The following is a 17,846-nucleotide window of genomic DNA, read 5'->3' as shown; positions in this document are numbered from 1 at the left end:
ATCCAGACCTGACAATAGCTTACTCTGCAATTGGAGGCATGGTTGGCATCAGCAATCCTTCGTACTTGAACTTGATAAGAGCCTTTCCCCAAAAGTTTCTCACTTTTGGGGATTGATTCAAAGGGAGTAAGTTTAATCAAAAGGATATGTATATGGGTTGTTGATTCTACGCAAAATATGCTAAAATGAAGTACAGTTTATAAAAAGGAGAAGGGAAATGGGGTCGTATTATAAACAAATTGCGGCTAGATTTCGTCGACAAGCTGCTGAAGCTCAAAGAGCAAAAAGTGTAGTTGACGGGAAAATATCTAGATTAAGAAAAGCTAGCAGTAGTTTAGCAAGTGAGATACAGTCTATTGATAATCGTGCAAGATCTTTAGGTCAGATTCTTCCTTTAGATTCCTCTAGTTTTAAGGGGAGTCGTCAGCAAGATTTTGAAGGTCATTTTTATAATTTAGGAACGAATATTACTAATTTTCGAGATAGCCATAACAATAATAAAACTGCTATTGAGGATAAGATACGTAGTCTGGAAACTCAATCAAGTGAGCTACAGTCTGCAATAGCATCTTATTATCGTCAGGCTCGTGTCTATGAATATATGGAGGATTAGGGAGAGAAATGGTAGATACAGGTGTAAATCAATCCAGTTGGAACACTATTACAAGAGATGTTCCTACTTCAACTACAGGAATCGGTAAACTAAGTGATATGCGATTTAGTCGCACAGATCTTACCCCTTTTACCACTTTTAATGACGTTTTGGAGCACTTTAACAAGTCTATTGTTACTTTGAAAAATTTTACCAGCGCAGATGCTCTAAAAATGGAACAAGCAGGACAGAATAAGATAGATGATGACGCGCATGAAGCAGGAGCTATCACAGCAGGAGCTATTGCATCAGGAGGGTTGCGACCATGAAGGAAGAACAAATGATTTTATTCGCCCGAGCCTTGTCTAGATGTAGCCTATCTGAAAAGGAGCAGGAAGTATTGACAGCGGTAGCGATGACCCTATCAGGACATCCAGATGTTTTTCGGGCCTGTTATATAGCTTTTATGAATGACGAACCTAGCTATCATTATCATCCAATGATAGGGGCGCCGTTGGAGTTTTTCTATGAAAAAGAACTCGTGCGAATTCGGCGTCTCCAAGAAGAAGTCACTTTACCTCGTTCGCTATTTATCCAGTATGCTTCCTATGTGGATCTCTGCTTAAGTCGTATCTATCCTTTGGGTACTGTTGTGGAACTTGATCGTGAGCTTCTTCCGAAGGACTTGGTTGAATCATTTGAAAGCGAGCAGATGGACTTTTTTGTAGTCATTTCAGGTCGTCGAGTTGATTTGGATAATGGTCATTATATGGACTACATCGGTCATGGCTATCCATTTGGATTACGCTTTGACACTTCACCCTTGTTTTTAAGCAATCTCTTGATTAAGAGAGTAGTATCAGAAGGGTATTCGGATACCGTGGATGAACATTACTGCCAAGAAGCTCTGCGTAAGGACTATCTAGACGCAGGACTGATTTCCAGTGTTTACTCAGAGGAGGAAGTGAATGAAGATTGATGTATCCGAAGTTCGAGTTCAAAAAGAGTTGTTAGTTATTTCGGTAAATAGTATCAAGGAACAGCTATCTGTTTCGAGAAGCCGTCTATCAGAGGTCGTTTCAACCGATAGTCTTAAAGGGGCAGTGAAGGATGCCATTAACCAGAAGGTGACCAACTATCAGATACCACTAGTTGATAACTATGTCAATGCCCTAGATAGCATTGTCAGTCGCTATGATGGACTTGTGAAGCTCTTTCAAGACACGGTGTCAGAGACCGACAACAGTGCCATTATTAAGACAGAATATCTAGAACGCATCAAGCAACGGATGAAAGATCCGATCGAGGGATTGAAGAGCAGTTCCAGTAAGACGAAAAATATCTATGCAGGGATAAGTGATATCCTAACGTTAACGAATCCTAGTTTGGATAGTGTGAACACGAGCTATAATCAAGCAGTCAAGAGTTTAGATGATACCATAAAGAACATGGAAGCTTTTAATAGTGTTCTTCTAAAAACAGATACCTTTGACCTTATCGATATGCAAAATAGTGAAATCGCAACACTATCAGGTTATGCCCCTCTTCCGTATGGGAACCCCGCATTGAGAAATTATTATAATCGAACTCAGTTTAAAAACTCAGTTTCAGAGATTCACACAGCTATCCATAGCAACTCCAAAGCTGTGAAGTACCAAAATGCTCTTGCAAAACAGCTTGCCGAGTCTAAGTATAGTGGGACGGTGGCCGAAAATGAGAACTTAATAGATTCATTATTTAATGTTTATAAAAATGTCACAAAGAGTGATTTATATAAAAATAGTAAGGACTATAAAAAACATTTAAAATCTATTTTGCCAGCTTTATATGCGTTGTATCGTTTTAGTCAAAATAAAAAAGGAGATACCATTGTTCTTAAAGAGACAACAAAATTTGGAAAACTTCTAGATAATTATTTTGAAGTTACCAAGAAATTAAATGGTAGTCGTACTTATAAGGTAGTTCAATATAAAAACGGTGGTGTTCCACAGACCTTCAAATCCATAATGAAAAAGCTAGGCTATACTAAATATAATGAAGAATTGAGTAAGGTTTTCAAATCTTTTACAGATACAACTCGATTTAGTACCAAAGTGGCTAGTGTCGGAAAATCACTTGTGTCTACAACTGGAAGCCTATTGAAAGAAGAATTTATTAAAGAGATAACTTTCAAAGGCGCTGGTAAAGGCCTGTGGAGTTTAGGAAAGGCAGGCGCATCTGGAGGATTTAAAGGTTTAGTTAAGTCTGCTACAGATAGCTTTAAAAATTACAAAGAAGGTTTTAAATCCGCTACGAAGTTTGGTAAGTTTTTAAAAGGTGCTGCAGTTGTTGGTGTTGCTTTAGATGTGGTTGATACTTTCTCAAAAATCCACGATAATAAACAAGAGGCTAAACGTCAAGGTCTAAGAGGAAATGAAGTTAAGGCTAGTGTGGCAACAGGTTTTGTAATAGATGCGGCTAAGGCCGCAGGGACAACTGTTGCTGCAACTGCCGCAGCGAGTGCTGGGGCTGCTTTAGCAGGTGTTGGGTTAGGTCTATTAGGTGTTGCAACAGCCCCTGCTTGGGTAACTGGAGCAGTAGCAATCGGAGCATCTGCTGCAGCGGTAGCTGGGCTGAACTGGCTTGATAAAAAGTTTAATGTCACTGATAACCTGAAAAAAGGTGCCAATAGCCTGATCAAAGGTATGAGAGGATGGTTTAAATGATACTGGAACGAATTAAAAAAACTTTTGAATTTCAACGAAGCAAAATAAAAGGCCCTGTTCCACTTTGGGGAGTATTAAATGGGATTTTTATTTTGTATCCTATAGCCTTTTTTATGTTTATGGCAGGAGGGTTAGAGGTTCTAAAAAATGAGGACTTATATCAAGGGCTGCTTATTGCAGGGATTGTTGTCTGGATTTTAAATCTTGTTTTTCTTCTGGATCTTAAGAGAGGAATTTTAACCAGTTTTGGAACCTATCTCATGTATCTGACTGGTCATGTTTATACCATTATTGGATTTAGTAGTTTGAGTGGGGACCATAACTTTATTGTTCTAAAGTTATCTCTCCCCCTTATCTATGCCATTATAATTATTATCGTCATGAGCTGTTTGGTTGACTTGGACTCTGAAGAAATTATTTCGGAGAAGGCTGGGAAAATTATGCTTAACTATGTGATGGGGCCACCTTTAATTTTAAGCACTTGCTTTATTTTAGTGGGAGTGTTTGGTTATGATTTTTTAATGAGCTGGGGAGTATCTTTACTCTTAATGATTTTTGGACAATTTCTGTATGCATCTTGGTTTGTGATTATCTACGCCTACCAACATCGTCATGATATTGAGGAAACAAGACCAATCAAGCATATAGAAGTGTCTTCGGATTTGATTCAAAATAAAGAATTTGATAAAAATAGATTTAAAAAGGAAACGAAACATGATTAAAGAAATCCAAATTCATATGGAACATTTGATGACAGACCAGGTCCAGATTCAAGCGGACGAACTATTGGAGTTGTTTGTCCACACAGAACTCTTACCCTATACCAATGGCATCTATAAAGATGGTCCGACCATTTTTGAAATGACTCCAACTCAATTTGACGAAGAAGAACAGGATGTTACCCTTTATATACCTGTCATTTCAGAAACAAACTCAACGAGCCAACTAAGGTACCAAGCTAGTTTAAATATTGAGGGTATCAGTAAACGTGTGCCATTTGAGGATGGCTTGGACCAGTCCATCTACGAGATGAAGGATTACATCAGAGAGCACGGTTGGAAGTTGCAAGACAAGTTGTATCTGGTCTTGATTCCAGTTTATGATGATTTGTTTGTAGATTTGATTATCCCAGTGGAGAAGTAAAATGGCAGAAATTACATATGGTATGAATCAATCATTAATGATGAGTAATGTCTTAAGTATCGATTACAACATTACTGGTGATGAAATTGCAGTAGCCTTTCAAGATATGGTTCAAACAGCCGTAGCGGCTGGGTATACGCCAAAAAGCAATCCATTTTACTCATGTCCTCATATCGGAGAGTTGGATGATGGTACATACAATATCACAGTCTATCTTCCCGTTCATGAGGATTATCTAGGAGAGAATGAATTGCTTGAAGGGACAGCTTATAATAGTTATTTTTTAGTTCCGCAAATGGTAGGAGCTAGAGTTACTGGGGAGGAAGCAGTCAACTTTGATAAGGCTATATACGGCTTAACCAATTTATTGATCGACAATGACTTAGAAGAATCTACACCCGTATTTTATATTTCAAGTAAGATAAATGATGTTTTGTATACAGATATCATGGTAGGGGTTCGAGATAAAATGAATTGAGGATAATAGAAAACTTAAGGAAATAAAGAGACTTAAAACTACTCATGTTCGTTTCCTTGTAGAACTTATAAATGACATACAAATCCTAGGATTTCATTCTAGGATTTTCTATATGGTGAGAAAATGAAACACCTAAAATTTAGTATATAGGTAGGTGCATAAGCAAGTTACGAATTGGTAAGTTTTATTAATAGAATAAAGATTATAAGCACTCCTTGCCTGACTCTAGTATTCGTGGTATAATAAAGAGATAAATGAGAGAGGTTAGCTATGAAAAAAATAATTATAGGTAGTAGTGTTTTTGTAACTTTGTTGGTTGGTTCAGGAGCAACATTTATTTATTTAAAGAATCAAGAGATTTCTGTAACAAATAAGGTTAACGATCGTAAATTGAATATTGCTCTGGTAAATGAAGATGCTGGAGGCGTATTAAATGGCAACGCCTATAATCTAGGAAATGATTTCACAAATTTATTATCAAAAGAGAATACAAATCAATGGACTGTCATGACTCGTAATGTTGCTGAAAATCGATTTGAAAATGGGTCGGTTGATGTAATTGTTTATATCGAACAACAGTTTTCAGAAAAAATAGCTCAACTGGAAAGTTTTAATCCTGATAGAGCAAAGATAACATATAAAACGAAATCAAATTTAGATCCAGTTAAATCTAAGAATGTTGAGTTACGAGTAGGCGAGTACCTCAATACTATTAACCAAAATGTTATAAAAATGTATTTTTCAAGTGTTATCAACAATCTAGATGATGCTAAAAGAAATGTTGATAATATTGTAAATGAACAGTCTGGGACGCATTCAAAAATTTCTCAATATATCTATGGTCCGTCAAACGAAGCAAGTCAGTCTATGTTAAGCACTTTGGAATTTGCTTCAAATCTACAGAAAACGAATTCGTCTTATGAAGATTCTCAGAAGGCTTTTTCTGATTCTGTTGCTAGCCTTTTAAATAATACAGGAATCGGATTAGAAAAACAACTTACGGAAGTTAAAACTTATTTTGATGCTCAGAAGGAAATATTTGAAAAGAATGTCTTAACAACCAATAGCACCTTGAAAGAACAGCATGAAGAAAATTCTAAAATTATAGATGGTTTAAATAATTCGGTGCTTAAATCATTGTATCAATTTGGAAATAGTACAGATAAGGAAAAATCTGAACAAGCTAAACTAGAAGATTTAGTAGTTGATTATCATAAGGTTATTGTTGATTATCAAGGTAAAATAAAAGATAGAAAATCTGAATTTGGACATCTTAAAAAAGAATTAGAAGAAGAGAAAAAGAAAATATCACTCTTTTACTTTGGTAAAGAAGATGTTGATTTAAAATCGGACCTTACTTCGGATGCTAAAGCAACACTTGTAGATCAGATTAATAAAAGTTTGATTACTGAAAATCATTTGCCTGAAACTTATCAAAATTTGATTCGTTCAAATCTAACAGATATTAGTATTGAATCAACTGATTACCAAACTTTATTTAGTAAATTGGAGAAACTCAATGTCCTAACAGCTGATCAAGTCAAAGAATATAATGAAAAAATAGATTTACTTAAGAATTATACTAAATTTGATAAGAAGGCCACCTCTATAAGTGGATTACCTATTTTTGAATTTTTATCGATTGAAAATGATAAGCTCGATAAAGTAACAGAAACTATGGAATTGACAGTTAAATTACCCCAGGCTGAGTCTGAAACTGTCGAAGCTTCTGTGACAAAACCATCCAGTAGTTTGCCTGAATCATCAACGGTAGTTGAGGGTGGCGGAGATTCTAGCAGTTCTAAAGGGACAAAATATTTATCTCCTAAAGCTAAAATTTATGTTACAGGAAATGCTACTTTAGTTGGAGGAGAGCAAACTATAACAGATGATAAGCTTTATACTATGACGGTTGAATATACTTTAGAACCACATTATGGGAAAAATGAAATTTCATTTGAAGTACACATTGGTGAAACTACAATTCCTGTCAAGAAAACTATTTATCGTAGCGATAAAGAAGAGTCAGATGTTTTAGTGAAAAAAGATTTAAAACATATTCTTGATAAATTAAGCAAAATCGATCGTTCAACTGGTATGATTCAAGCAATTTATGGAAGTCCAAGTAGCTCCTCTATTAATTTTTCTGCCTTATCACCAGATTCTGTTTACAATATGTATGGTAATATCAGTCGTGATGATATAGCGACTCAGTTGTCAGAAGATCAAGTTGCTAAGTTTAAAGAGTCAGGTATAGATTTGTTGGAACAAATTCAAAACTCTTTGAAGTCATTAGAAAAATCAAGTAACACATTGCCTGAATTGGCTGAAGCTGAGTTACCAAATGATTATTTCAAAAATCAAATTACAAACTTAGCTAATTGGTATAATAATTCGATTAAGACCTTATCAACCGAGTACGATAAGTGGAAGGAAACGAAAGCAAAACAATTGGAAGTGACGGGTACAGCTTCAAATGCTAATAGCGGAACATTAATAAATGATAGTGAGTCATCAAATCGCTTATATAGATCAATTGAATCATTAGTGTCTACAACTTCTACTGGATCAAAAGAAACTAGTCAAAATCATGAAGCGGTTGGAACTATGAAGGATCAGTTTACTCAATTTGTTGATCAAGTTCAGACTATTAAAGGTAATGTTGATAAGACTATTTCAACTACGAATGATTTGATATCTAATGAAGCAGAAGTTATTCAAGGGAATAGAGACTACGCAGAGTCCTTTAAAACTGTTATGAAGAATATTCGTGATGGTGGAACGACCAATCAAAATGTGATGAATTTTTTATCTAATCCAATTGAAACTAAAAAAGAAACATATGAAGCGCCAATTTCAGTGGATAATAACAGAGTATGGGTTATTTTAGCGATTATTTTATCAGCAATTTCATCAGCAGGAATCACATATTGGTTGACAAAAGAAAAAGGCAAATAATGTAGATAATAACTCTCAAAATGTACTGACCCCAAAAAGTTAGACAATTAATTTATCCAAAGGATTTAGTTCTGTATTGCACAGGGCTAAGTCCTTTTAGTTGGCTCTTTGTCAACTGTAGTGGGTTGAAGAAAAGCTAAGATCTAGAAAGGACACATTTCGTCCTTTCTTTTTTGATGTTCAGAGCGATAAAAATCCGTTTTTTGAAGTTTTCGAAGTTCCGAAAACCAAAGGCATTACGCTTGATAAGTTTAATGAGATTATTAGTCGCTTCCAATTTGGCGTTAGAATAGGGTAGTTGAAGGGCGTTGACGATTTTCTCTTTGTCCTTTAGAAAGGTTTTAAAGATAGTCTGAAAAAGGAGATGAACCTGCTTTAGATTGTCCTCAATGAGTCCAAAGAATTTCTCCGGTTCCTTATTCTGAAAGTGAAAAAGCAAGAGCTGATAGAGATTATAGTGGTGTTTCAAGTCTTCTGAATAGCTCAACAGCTTGTCTAGTATTTCTTTATTGGTCAAGTGCAGACGAAAAGTAGGGCGATAAAATCTCTTATCACTGAGTCTACGACTATCCTGTTGGATGAGTTTCCAGTATCGCTTGATACCCTTATATTCATGGGATTTTCGTTCAAATTGATTCATTATTTGGATACAGACACGACTCATAGCACGGCTTAGATGTTGTACAATGTGAAAGCGATCAAGAACGATTTTAGCACACGGGAGTGAAACAGTCTGGGGGACTGTTTCAGCCTGAGCCTAGAAATTTGAACGCGAAGCTGTTTAGCCAAGTCATAATAAGGACTAAACATATCCATAGTAATAATTTTCACCTGACATCGAACGGCTCTATCGTAGCGAAGATAGTGATTTCGGATGACAGCTTGTGTTCTTCCCTCAAGAACAGCGATGATACTGAGATTATCAAAATCTTGCGCAATGAAACTCATCTTTCCCTTGGTGAAGGCGTACACATCCCAAGACATAATCTCAGGAAGATGAGAAAAATCAAGTTTAAAGTGAAAGTCATTGAACTTGCGAATAACCTTTGAAGTTGAAATAGACAGCTGATGAGCAATCTTTTGGTTGATGATACGAGGGATTTGGTGATTTTTATTGACGAGGGAAGTCTCAGCGACAGCCATTTTTGAGCCATTGATAGCACTTAAAACGGCGTTTTTTAAGGAGAATTCTAGTAGGCATACCAGTCGTTTCAATGTAAGGGACCTTAGTCGGTTTTTGAAAGTCCTATTTCCTCATCAGACTTCCGCAATCAGGACAAGATGGGGCACTGTAGTCCAGTTTAGCAATGATTTCTTTGTGGGTATCCCTATTAACGATATCTATAATTTGGATATTAGGGTCTTTAATATCGAGTAGTTTTGTAATATAATGTAGTTGTTCCATATGAATCTTTCTAATGAGTTGTTTGCTTGCTTTTCATTATAGATCTTATGGGACTTTTTTTCTACAACAAAATAGGCTCCATAATATTCATAGGGGATTTACCCACTACAAATATTATAGAGCCTTTTAGTTTTATTCTTGTACTTCTTTCTGAGCAGCCTTTCCTTGGTCTAGAAGGGCTTGGACGATTTTCTCATCGCGGAGTTTAACAGAGTCGTTGATCATTTCTGCAGATTTGACGATGGTTGTTTCTAGTTGAGCACGTTTCTGGCGTCCCAACTCAATGGCAGCAACGATACCTTGGTTTTGAGCGACTAGACTTTCAGCAAGTTTGGTGACGGATTCAACAGCTACTGTTGGACTTTGGGCAATTCGTTCCATCTGCGGAATCACTTCCTTGCTGGTTTCAGCTAGCATCTGAAGGGCAGCATTGTTGGCATTGACAATGGCATCTGCCACGACACCTGATTTCATCGATTGTTGCAAAATACCAAGTTGGGCAATCGAAAGCTTCATGGTTGGAATGGTATTGCGACGAAGCATGCCCAATTTTTGGCGCATGTCCGATGAAACTTTGACGAGATTACGCATTTGTGGAGTCGTCGTCCAAGCTACGTAAAGGCGGCTAACATACTCTGTATGTTGTTGTTCCAGTGTATTGACCACTTCTGCCATACGAGCTAATTCTTGGGACTTGGTTTGATATTCTACCGTACTTGAATCTAGTTGATCTACTTGAGTCTTCAATTCAGCAGCACGATTCCCAGCTTCTGCCTGACTGGCCTCGATAAAGGAAATTACTCCCACTAGATTTTCAATGGATTTGGTATTGTCCTCAATCAGCATTTCAGCAGAAACAATATTTCGCGCCAGCACATCTTCTTGCTTGACCACAGCAGCAGCCATACCATCTAGCTTTTGCTCAACTGTTTTTGAGTCAAAATAAAATTCTTGCAGACTGTTCTGACTTTTTTTAAATAATTTTTGCAAAAAGTTTGGCTTTTCTTCCAATTCTGCAATTTCAGCATTCTTATATTTGGCTACAAAACCTTGGAGCTCACGATTGGTATTTTTCAGCAGATCATCCACCTGAGGAATTTGCAGTTTCTTCTGCTCGGTCAAAATACGGTTAACCGTACCATTGACACCTTCCACCGCTGATTGACCAAAGTCCAAGAGAGCATTTTGGTCTGTGACAAACTGATCCACCAATTGAGGCACGCGCTCCTTGATTTGCTCTTGTTGCTCAGGGCTTAGCTTTTCAAGAAAAGTAATCGTCTGGGCTGAGCCTGTATTGGTCTCGATGATTTCGGTTGTCTTGTCCACTTTGGCCACTGTATTATTAGCAATCTGATCAATATCAAAATTAAATTCTGTCATGGTTACTCCTTTGTGTCTACCCTATTCTTTGCGATCTTTTCCTAAGATACGCAGGCTAATATCAAAATCGCGCATATCTGTTTCATTGAGTTCTCTCAAAACTTGGTCTAGCTCAAGGTCAAATTGTTCGATGGCTGCTTTAGCTTGTTCCAAGCGTTCTTCCGCCCGATTATAATTTTTGGGATTTGCCTTAATCTTTAAATAGCCCTCTAAAATCGTTTGGAATTTCTCCATTTTTAAACTATGGATGGCCGTCAGCTCTTCTTTGGCTCCAACATCCGATGACTCGATTTTGTCGAGAATCGCTTGATGGTCCGCAACAATATTTGCCAAGGTCTGAGACAATTCAGGCGCCAATTCTTCGGGCTCCTTATTTTCGATGTCTACCAGACTCTCTCTTTCTAGTCGCTCTAGCTGGACGTCTATGGTCGCCCTTACTGAGCGAACCTTTTTATCAATGCGACTATAAACAGCTTCGTCAATATAAGATTTTAAACGATTAGCCTCTTGATGAATTTCTTGAAGTTCAATCAAGACCTGATTAGCTAGGCTTTTATAGGCTGCTGAGCCTTTCTCAGACAAGGTCTCCTCTAACTGCTGGATATCTTTATCAGCCTGACGAATCCGCGCTTTTAAAAGCTCAATCTGATCTTCCAAAGATCGATCCTTCAAGAGAGGATAACGCCAACGCTTATAGACTAGATAAGCCCCGAAACCTATCAAGCCACAAATTGCCAAAGGCAGAGCTACCTGAACCAAGAGACCTAGTAAAAATAAGCCACCCCAGAAATAAAGGCATCCTTTCAATAATACATTACCCGATTTCATAAACATTCCTTATCTTAAGTTTATAAATCTATTTTAGCACAAAAGCTGAAAATGAGGGCGGAAAAGTCACCTAAAACACGGATTTCTTTATACTATAGCTAGAAAGATTCTCGATAACTAAAAGCACTCCTTCCGACAATGCCCAAACCCAGAAATCACCCTTTTAAGACAAAGCAAAAAGCCCACTGTTGTAGGCTTTCTGTAAGATATTTCTTAAAATTAAAGCATTTTGTTGTATCGCTTTTTTGAATATTAAGTAAGTTGTTTTATACTTCCTTAATGCTTGATACTAGGGTGTTTGTTGGTTTTCGTTTTTTCTTTGAATATGTTGGAGTTTCTTCCTTACTCCACAAATCACTGAACATAAATCTTTACTTTTTTAATGAGTTCAGCAGGCAAGAAACTAGCACGTTTTTAACGTGTTTTTTGATACCCTTATAAAGGTATATAAGGATTTAGTCTGTTTATAAATCTCAATAAATTCCTTTGAATATTAAAAAAGTAGATACAATCGCAAACAAGAGACAAAAACCAATTATAAAAAGATAAAATCTGTGTTTAGAAATGAGATGTATTAGATTACGACATCTTTTTTCACATTCACAAGTTTTATAAACCAATTGCTTACCAATTATAAGTGAAATCCAATAAATAAGTGAATATAGAACTGTAATCAAAAAACCAATTAACACCGATGAAATAAATACAACTTTAGCCATCGATATATTAGCTCGTCCTATGGACTCTATAGTTGATGATAAAGCACTGAAACCACCGAACATAACAAAAACAAACGATGAGAAAACACCTAAAATAGCGATAAAATCTGTATATATAGATGTTTTTAATTTATTGATTTCTTCTAATGTTGAAGAAGCTTTTTTAGCTTCATTATTAATTTTATCAATATTTGACTGTATATCACTGACTTCTTTTTTTGTCTTTTGATATAAAGTTTTGTACTGTAAACTAGCTAATTTTGTATGTTCTAAAAGTTTATAAAAGGCTATGATCGATTTTGAATATTTTTTCTTATCTGAAATACTAGATAGGGTTTTCCCTGCAAAGATTTCTTTCTTTTCAAAATTATCAATTATAACTATAAGAACTTCCGTTATCTCATTCATTAGATAATAGAAACTCTCAGACAATTCTTCGTCGTCTGCTTTTTCGTTAAAAGCTATAACTTTTGCTGTTATTGAATCATATGGCAATCTCTTGACATCACGAATAGCCATTAATTCTATAAGATGTTCAACTTGTTCTTCTATAGAATTTTTATCTAAAACCGCTTCTTCATCAGTAGCCTTTTCTAGTAAAGAAGCATATTCATTTAAAATAAAAGAAAAATCATTATTAAGATTTAATTGAATATCACTTAGCTTAACCACTAAATATCACCTAATCCATATTCTAAATTACTTCTAAATCCAATTATTTTATCTTTATTATCTTTCCAAAAAGGGACTTCATGACTTTCTCTTATCAAACTAGACACGCTTCTTCTTAAGTATGTTTCGATTATATTATTAATAGTTTCTAATTTAGGAAATGTTTGAAATATTCCTATGATAGGAGACGAACCAAAGCATTTAAAACGTTCATATTGTGATTTCACTACTGGACCATAAGCCCACACTAAAAATGGTTCATCATACAATTCTTTTAGTTCAGACATAGACATAAGGCCTTGCTCCTTAGCATCTCTTATTGCAAAATACATCACCTTCTGAAGTTGTAAATTACTTATACTTATTTCTTTTTTTTGTGCAACTGCAATAATATGATCTGCTAGCTTCTCCATTGACATTACAGCCACCTCCATTGTTTTATTATTCTTATTATACCATACTTGTTAAGTATAATATGTTTAATTCTATTTTTTTTTAAAATTTTCTGTCTTATGTATCTCTACTAAGTGAAGCACTAGATTGCGATACTTACAAATCGATACCAGGTAATCTAGCAACTCTTTATCTTCTACCTTGAAATCTAATAGGAGTAATAACTTAATCTTGTATTCATTCTTTAGTATCGATACACTATAAGCCGCTTCTCCCCAATGTTCAAAACCTAGTATTAGTTACTTCAATACTTGTAAGTTCAATGTTTAAAGTGTTCATTTTTCTTCCTCCTACTTTATTATTCGCAAAAGAAATAAAAAAGCACTTAGAGTAATCTAAGCGCTACATTCCAGGTATCCAATCTTTTATTTCTTTCAAAATTTTATAAGCCTGTTTCATTTTGGAGTTGTCCTCCAAATATTCAATACCTTTAGTTGTAATCCTAACAAGAGACAAATTCTCAATATAAACATCCCCAGACATGTCTCCAGTTACACAAGTGCCTGTCAAAAATCCGTCATCAAACAGATTACGATAAACATCCATTAAGTAAAGGTGAGGGATTTCTAAAACTGAAGCGTTTATTTCATTTTCATCTGCTAGATCCCCAGCCTTCATTTTCTGAAAATAATAACTAAGAATTTTATAAACAACTACCCAATAGTCAGTTTTCGCCATGGCTACAATCTCCTTTTGAAAAGCATGCTCCTTTATGCTCCACTTTATTATAGCTCTTTTGCCATCTTCCTGCAATAAATCAAGTTTTATCTACTTCTCCTCTACAGTATATATACTGCCATTCAAAACTAATCATTTTTCTGGTAAATTGGCCAGTTTTTACCCCCTTTTTGTCTGAAGTGCTCCGACTTGGAAAAAGTTCCCTTCACCGGTACCCTACTGGGCAGAAAGATTTTTTAAAAGATGGGGGGAGTCAATATCCTTTCAATTCCACAAATCTTTTAGCGATTACCTTTCTACGGCTATTTATGTAACGAGTAGTTTTATTTAGTTTCTCTGCCACGTCTTCCCAAGTCGCACCAGCTTCTAAATATCTCATTTTAAAAATTACTAGATCACTTTCAATTAAGTTTTCCATCAAGGTATCTACAACTAGTTTGAAACCTTCTAAATATCTTAGTGTTTGGTCTTCTTCAATTCTAATGATTGTCGCTTCAGTAGGACTAGATACTGTCTTGCCTTTCCCACTAGTATAATCTTCAGTGCTATGTTTCTTATTATGTATCAGTTCCTGTCTTCTCAAATAAATTTTATTAGCAAGCGTTCTATATCGTCCCAACTCAATATCTATCCCGTCCAGGTCTCTGTTACTCAACTCGTACATAGGCAAGTACCTCCACTTAAATTTAAAAATTTTTTTATCTTTCAATTTGCCAAATTGTAAATTCTGTCAAACTGACAAAAAGCGCTAAAAGCCTTCCAACACTCCACTTACCAGGTATCATTGTTTTAAGTTTGACAACTCTTCAGTATGACAAGTTCAAGGGAAATTTCTTTAATTTATCCCCTCAGTTTCTCATATCTTACATTCTGTGAAACTCACTCCATTCTGTAACCCCCTGATATACCTTGCTTTCAAGCTACTACTTCTTTTCAGTTTATGCTTACTTTGTTATGTGAAACTTAGTAAAGCATAAAAGTAGGACTAGCGATATTTTTTCTGTTTCATCCATATATCACTAGCCTTACTTAATTTGTTCCCTATTTTTCTAAATACTCTTTAATGTCCCGATATTCCTTAGAAAAATTCATCCACCCGCTAATATCAGGGTTTAAGAATGGTAAGACAGTAAGCGGACTTACTTCCGTTCGATATAGCAATAGAGAATGTTTCTGACTTATTTCTCTGACTACACCTGTATGGATTTCTTCCACATCCTTCTTTAGTTCTTGAATTTCATTATATGCGTCCAGAATTTGTCTAAGTTTCTTTCGGTATTGTTTATAGATCTTCTTAGTTTCCATCCGTTGCTTAGTTTCTTTAAAAATGTATTCAAAGATGACTGCCTTAGCTTCTGAAAAATCACTATTATATTTTTCCTGAAGAGAATTAATAACTTTTTCCATCTTTTCAAGCTGCTCTAAAGATTCTAAGTTATTTGACAAAAAAGAATCTATATTCTCAAATGAAACTGTTTGATTGCCTAACAGGCTTTTCCTTTTTTCGCTTAACTGTTCTCGTGCTGAATTAATCTTACTTTTTTTATCATCTAGATCATCCAGTGTTTCAAATACTTGATTAATATCCATTTCTTTCTCCTAGTTCCATTGAATAAAGTAACCACAATCTTCTTCAACTTTTTTTACATCAAATCGGGTATGTAAAATCAACCGTTTCCCAAAATAGCCATTCGCATTCACCCAACTAAGTGTATCTTTCTTGCGATCAAACAAAGTAACAAAGTTTTCTAGATCTCCGATAAAGCCTTTTTTCTCACCTTTATTCCCTAATGTTGTATCATCTACAATTAAAAAGTTATCTACAAAGAATGTTTCACTTGTTCCTGTCTCTTTATCAACTTTAAGAAGATAATTTCCTGAAGTATCTTTCATTTTTTCTAAGACACTAAATAGTGATTGACTAATAACCATAGATACATTGCGCTCTGGATTAATTAAAGAAACAATAGATTTCAAGTCATCCAGACTTGTAGCGGTCTGTACTTTCGCAGTTTGGAGAATTTTCCCAATCTCTCTATTTCGTGTTCTACGTTTTAATTTAATAATCTTCTTACCAAGAAAATCCGTTAAATTATATTGGCCATCATCTAATTGCTCCTGTGAAAAATCAAGTTTTCCACTGAATAATTTAACTAAGTAATCAACGCTGATAGTTTTCTTTTTATCTGCTTCTGTTCTCTCAACCGAATTTTCGCTAACTTCTTGTAATGAATCAGATTCAAAGTCAGTTACTTCATACTTCCCACCACGGGTACGAGTCTCAATAACATTTACTAGATCAACCAGTTCTTTACGTTGATGTTCATCTTCGTAACTATCAAGGATTGGTTTTTCAATGAGTACATGATTATTTTCTACATTCACCCCTCTAGTGTTATAACCTGTACTTCGGATATAAGCTTCTAGATTTTCTTTTTGTTTAGCTAAGTTAATTGTCATTTTTTTGCTCCTTTATCTTTTAATATCTGATTTTTATTTATAATTTTTTCTAAAATTCTTAGCTCTTAGCTTTTCTTTTATGACTCTCCGAGCCTTTAGAATCATTTTTTCTAGATTTTGGTTTGTCTTGTTTGTTAGCATATTTTTCTAGTATTTCTTTTTTCCGTTTTTCCAAATTTTCATCATCTTTTTTGCACTTTGCAAATATTTGTTGTCTTTTCTTTGGATCCATAGAAAATTTATTGGCTACTACATACCCTAAAGAAGTATCTCCTGACATTGCTCTCACCCCCTTTCTATGCAAACAAAAAGGGACATACCACTAGCATTATATGCTTACGGTATGTCCCTGAGTTGTTCTCAATAGACTTATTTTTTAGTTTCTTTTTTGACTAGATGGGTAAATTTCCCATCTGAGTAGAATAAAGTAATTTCTCCAAAACTTGGAACTTTTTCTATTTCTATTATACCACATTTTTCGTAGACAACAAAGCCTTTTTCTGTTGCAAATCGCATTTTATCATCATTCATTGATATTCTCCCCTCACTGTATTTATAGTGTATCTCTTATCTTTGATCGTGAAAGCTTTGAAAGTGTTCCCTTCTAAACCTTTCAAAATTCTACTTGAATTTCTAGCATTGTATACCGTCCGCAGTTCGCTACTGTCTAAGTTCGTGTTGAAAATCGTAGTTTCTCGATTATTGATAATATCAAACAAGAAATCCTGTTCCCAGTCACTCTTAGGTGTTACCGTCCCATTTTTTGCCCCCAGGTCATCGATGATTAGAAAATCTACATCAACTAACTTTTTAACCGCCTCATACTCTGTTAAGTTTGCATTTCTTCCATATGCCCATCCTTCTTTTATCTGCTTGATAATCTCGGTTAGGCTGACAAACAAAACACTCTTTGGCTCGTTTTTCTCCCTGAAGCTCTCATTGATTTCTTTAGCTAGTGCAAGCGATAAATGACTTTTTCCTATTCCTGTACTACCACTAATTAAAGTATTTCCCGTCATACCTGCAAGGTACTTCTGGGCTTGCCCCTTTACAAACTCTAACATCTGACGCTCCTCTGTCGTCTTAACAAGGAAATTATCAAACGTCGCTCCCTTCAACTCGTTAGGAATCGTACTATCACGCATTAAGACATCATAAGTTTTAAAGTAAGCCTGTCTATCCTCAAACTGCTGTAACAAGTCTTGCTCTTTTTGTTTAATCTCTCCCTTCACACACTCCGGGCAAAAAGCTTGTACTTTTCTTTCTGAACTCCCTAAAACCGGTACAGAAATTTCCCAATAATTTACCTGGTGAATATCGCAAACCGTATCCAATATTTTTCTGTTATTAAATTCTTTAAATTGTTCCTTCATCT

General features: G+C 35.3%; 20 protein-coding genes and 1 pseudogene. 8 read left to right on the top strand and 13 right to left on the bottom strand.

The genetic code is table 11. The features are described from left to right. Positions 1-217 precede the first annotated feature (217 nt). The 8 genes from AB2B49_RS08215 to esaA all read left to right on the top strand — a co-directional run bounded on the left by AB2B49_RS08215 (position 218) and on the right by esaA (position 7,876). Complete coding sequence (locus AB2B49_RS08215; protein WP_049506155.1) at positions 218-613, top strand: YwqH-like family protein; 396 nt, start codon at positions 218-220, stop codon at positions 611-613. Between the two features lie 8 nt (positions 614-621). Beyond that, positions 622-921 carry a variable surface protein mvspG gene (locus AB2B49_RS08210; RefSeq protein ID WP_049506157.1) on the top strand — a complete coding sequence of 100 codons (300 nt, stop codon included), beginning with the start codon at positions 622-624 and terminating at the stop codon, positions 919-921. Continuing rightward, positions 918-1,571 carry a DUF4176 domain-containing protein gene (locus tag AB2B49_RS08205; protein ID WP_049506158.1) on the top strand — a complete coding sequence of 218 codons (654 nt, stop codon included), beginning with the start codon at positions 918-920 and terminating at the stop codon, positions 1,569-1,571. Before AB2B49_RS08210 ends, AB2B49_RS08205 begins: the two co-directional genes overlap by 4 nt. Next, entirely contained in the window at positions 1,561-3,297 is a 1,737-nt protein-coding gene (locus AB2B49_RS08200) for a T7SS effector LXG polymorphic toxin (protein ID WP_049506160.1), read from the top strand. Before AB2B49_RS08205 ends, AB2B49_RS08200 begins: the two co-directional genes overlap by 11 nt. Continuing rightward, positions 3,294-4,019 (top strand): hypothetical protein, encoded by a 726-nt coding sequence (locus tag AB2B49_RS08195; RefSeq protein WP_049506163.1) that lies wholly within the window; start codon positions 3,294-3,296, stop codon positions 4,017-4,019. Before AB2B49_RS08200 ends, AB2B49_RS08195 begins: the two co-directional genes overlap by 4 nt. Further along, complete coding sequence (locus AB2B49_RS08190; protein ID WP_049506165.1) at positions 4,012-4,440, top strand: hypothetical protein; 429 nt, start codon at positions 4,012-4,014, stop codon at positions 4,438-4,440. The genes AB2B49_RS08195 and AB2B49_RS08190 overlap by 8 nt, the downstream gene beginning before the upstream one ends. A gap of 1 nt (position 4,441) precedes the next feature. Continuing rightward, on the top strand, positions 4,442-4,918 hold the full coding sequence (locus AB2B49_RS08185; protein ID WP_049506167.1) for a DUF5085 family protein: 477 nt from the start codon (positions 4,442-4,444) through the stop codon (positions 4,916-4,918). A gap of 270 nt (positions 4,919-5,188) precedes the next feature. Continuing rightward, the gene (esaA, locus tag AB2B49_RS08180; protein WP_049506169.1) at positions 5,189-7,876 is read left to right on the top strand and encodes a type VII secretion protein EsaA; all 2,688 of its coding nucleotides are present in this window, start codon (positions 5,189-5,191) and stop codon (positions 7,874-7,876) included. A gap of 136 nt (positions 7,877-8,012) precedes the next feature. Here the strand turns inward: esaA and AB2B49_RS08175 are convergent. The 13 genes and pseudogenes from AB2B49_RS08175 to AB2B49_RS08120 all read right to left on the bottom strand — a co-directional run bounded on the left by AB2B49_RS08175 (position 8,013) and on the right by AB2B49_RS08120 (position 17,844). Next, positions 8,013-9,281 (bottom strand): annotated as a pseudogene (locus AB2B49_RS08175) (transposase). A gap of 132 nt (positions 9,282-9,413) precedes the next feature. Then, on the bottom strand, positions 9,414-10,661 hold the full coding sequence (locus tag AB2B49_RS08170) for a toxic anion resistance protein (RefSeq protein ID WP_049506174.1): 1,248 nt from the start codon (positions 10,659-10,661) through the stop codon (positions 9,414-9,416). A gap of 21 nt (positions 10,662-10,682) precedes the next feature. Further along, positions 10,683-11,489, bottom strand: coding sequence for a hypothetical protein (locus tag AB2B49_RS08165; RefSeq protein ID WP_076984851.1), 807 nt, complete (start codon positions 11,487-11,489; stop codon positions 10,683-10,685). A 473-nt stretch (positions 11,490-11,962) separates the two neighbouring features. Next, entirely contained in the window at positions 11,963-12,880 is a 918-nt protein-coding gene (locus AB2B49_RS08160) for a hypothetical protein (protein ID WP_049506178.1), read from the bottom strand. After that, positions 12,880-13,314 carry a Panacea domain-containing protein gene (locus AB2B49_RS08155; protein ID WP_320692051.1) on the bottom strand — a complete coding sequence of 145 codons (435 nt, stop codon included), beginning with the start codon at positions 13,312-13,314 and terminating at the stop codon, positions 12,880-12,882. The genes AB2B49_RS08160 and AB2B49_RS08155 overlap by 1 nt, the downstream gene beginning before the upstream one ends. 51 nt (positions 13,315-13,365) lie before the next feature. Continuing rightward, positions 13,366-13,524 (bottom strand): DUF7720 family protein, encoded by a 159-nt coding sequence (locus AB2B49_RS09245; RefSeq protein ID WP_430466347.1) that lies wholly within the window; start codon positions 13,522-13,524, stop codon positions 13,366-13,368. 151 nt (positions 13,525-13,675) lie between these two features. Further along, positions 13,676-14,011 (bottom strand): YjcQ family protein, encoded by a 336-nt coding sequence (locus tag AB2B49_RS08150; RefSeq protein WP_065427681.1) that lies wholly within the window; start codon positions 14,009-14,011, stop codon positions 13,676-13,678. 253 nt (positions 14,012-14,264) lie between these two features. Then, positions 14,265-14,675 carry a DUF722 domain-containing protein gene (locus tag AB2B49_RS08145; protein WP_049506185.1) on the bottom strand — a complete coding sequence of 137 codons (411 nt, stop codon included), beginning with the start codon at positions 14,673-14,675 and terminating at the stop codon, positions 14,265-14,267. A 377-nt stretch (positions 14,676-15,052) separates the two neighbouring features. After that, on the bottom strand, positions 15,053-15,601 hold the full coding sequence (locus AB2B49_RS08140; protein WP_049506188.1) for a hypothetical protein: 549 nt from the start codon (positions 15,599-15,601) through the stop codon (positions 15,053-15,055). A gap of 9 nt (positions 15,602-15,610) precedes the next feature. After that, positions 15,611-16,471 carry a phage major capsid protein gene (locus AB2B49_RS08135; RefSeq protein WP_049506190.1) on the bottom strand — a complete coding sequence of 287 codons (861 nt, stop codon included), beginning with the start codon at positions 16,469-16,471 and terminating at the stop codon, positions 15,611-15,613. 58 nt (positions 16,472-16,529) lie between these two features. After that, complete coding sequence (locus AB2B49_RS08130; protein WP_049506193.1) at positions 16,530-16,751, bottom strand: hypothetical protein; 222 nt, start codon at positions 16,749-16,751, stop codon at positions 16,530-16,532. Positions 16,752-16,840: 89 nt separating this feature from the next. Further along, complete coding sequence (locus tag AB2B49_RS08125; RefSeq protein ID WP_162837499.1) at positions 16,841-17,002, bottom strand: hypothetical protein; 162 nt, start codon at positions 17,000-17,002, stop codon at positions 16,841-16,843. Next, on the bottom strand, positions 16,999-17,844 hold the full coding sequence (locus AB2B49_RS08120; RefSeq protein ID WP_049506195.1) for an ATP-binding protein: 846 nt from the start codon (positions 17,842-17,844) through the stop codon (positions 16,999-17,001). Before AB2B49_RS08120 ends, AB2B49_RS08125 begins: the two co-directional genes overlap by 4 nt. Positions 17,845-17,846: the final 2 nt, after the last annotated feature.

The sequence above is a fragment of the Streptococcus jiangnanensis genome (assembly GCF_040888325.1).
In the GTDB taxonomy this organism is placed as follows: Bacteria; Bacillota; Bacilli; order Lactobacillales; family Streptococcaceae; genus Streptococcus; species Streptococcus jiangnanensis.
This window is presented reverse-complemented; position numbering and strand designations above follow the sequence as displayed.

Coding starts and splice junctions, on each gene's coding strand:
- AB2B49_RS08195 (WP_049506163.1), top strand. CDS start 3,294: ATGATACTGGAACGAATTAAAAAAACTTTTGAATTTCAACGAAGCAAA.
- AB2B49_RS08170 (WP_049506174.1), bottom strand. CDS start 10,661: ATGACAGAATTTAATTTTGATATTGATCAGATTGCTAATAATACAGTG.
- AB2B49_RS08120 (WP_049506195.1), bottom strand. CDS start 17,844: ATGAAGGAACAATTTAAAGAATTTAATAACAGAAAAATATTGGATACG.
- AB2B49_RS08125 (WP_162837499.1), bottom strand. CDS start 17,002: ATGAATGATGATAAAATGCGATTTGCAACAGAAAAAGGCTTTGTTGTC.
- AB2B49_RS08190 (WP_049506165.1), top strand. CDS start 4,012: ATGATTAAAGAAATCCAAATTCATATGGAACATTTGATGACAGACCAG.
- AB2B49_RS08215 (WP_049506155.1), top strand. CDS start 218: ATGGGGTCGTATTATAAACAAATTGCGGCTAGATTTCGTCGACAAGCT.
- AB2B49_RS08150 (WP_065427681.1), bottom strand. CDS start 14,011: ATGGCGAAAACTGACTATTGGGTAGTTGTTTATAAAATTCTTAGTTAT.
- AB2B49_RS08140 (WP_049506188.1), bottom strand. CDS start 15,601: ATGGATATTAATCAAGTATTTGAAACACTGGATGATCTAGATGATAAA.
- AB2B49_RS08200 (WP_049506160.1), top strand. CDS start 1,561: ATGAAGATTGATGTATCCGAAGTTCGAGTTCAAAAAGAGTTGTTAGTT.
- AB2B49_RS08205 (WP_049506158.1), top strand. CDS start 918: ATGAAGGAAGAACAAATGATTTTATTCGCCCGAGCCTTGTCTAGATGT.
- AB2B49_RS08135 (WP_049506190.1), bottom strand. CDS start 16,471: ATGACAATTAACTTAGCTAAACAAAAAGAAAATCTAGAAGCTTATATC.
- esaA (WP_049506169.1), top strand. CDS start 5,189: ATGAAAAAAATAATTATAGGTAGTAGTGTTTTTGTAACTTTGTTGGTT.
- AB2B49_RS08210 (WP_049506157.1), top strand. CDS start 622: ATGGTAGATACAGGTGTAAATCAATCCAGTTGGAACACTATTACAAGA.
- AB2B49_RS08145 (WP_049506185.1), bottom strand. CDS start 14,675: ATGTACGAGTTGAGTAACAGAGACCTGGACGGGATAGATATTGAGTTG.
- AB2B49_RS08185 (WP_049506167.1), top strand. CDS start 4,442: ATGGCAGAAATTACATATGGTATGAATCAATCATTAATGATGAGTAAT.
- AB2B49_RS08165 (WP_076984851.1), bottom strand. CDS start 11,489: ATGAAATCGGGTAATGTATTATTGAAAGGATGCCTTTATTTCTGGGGT.
- AB2B49_RS08130 (WP_049506193.1), bottom strand. CDS start 16,751: ATGTCAGGAGATACTTCTTTAGGGTATGTAGTAGCCAATAAATTTTCT.
- AB2B49_RS08155 (WP_320692051.1), bottom strand. CDS start 13,314: ATGGAGGTGGCTGTAATGTCAATGGAGAAGCTAGCAGATCATATTATT.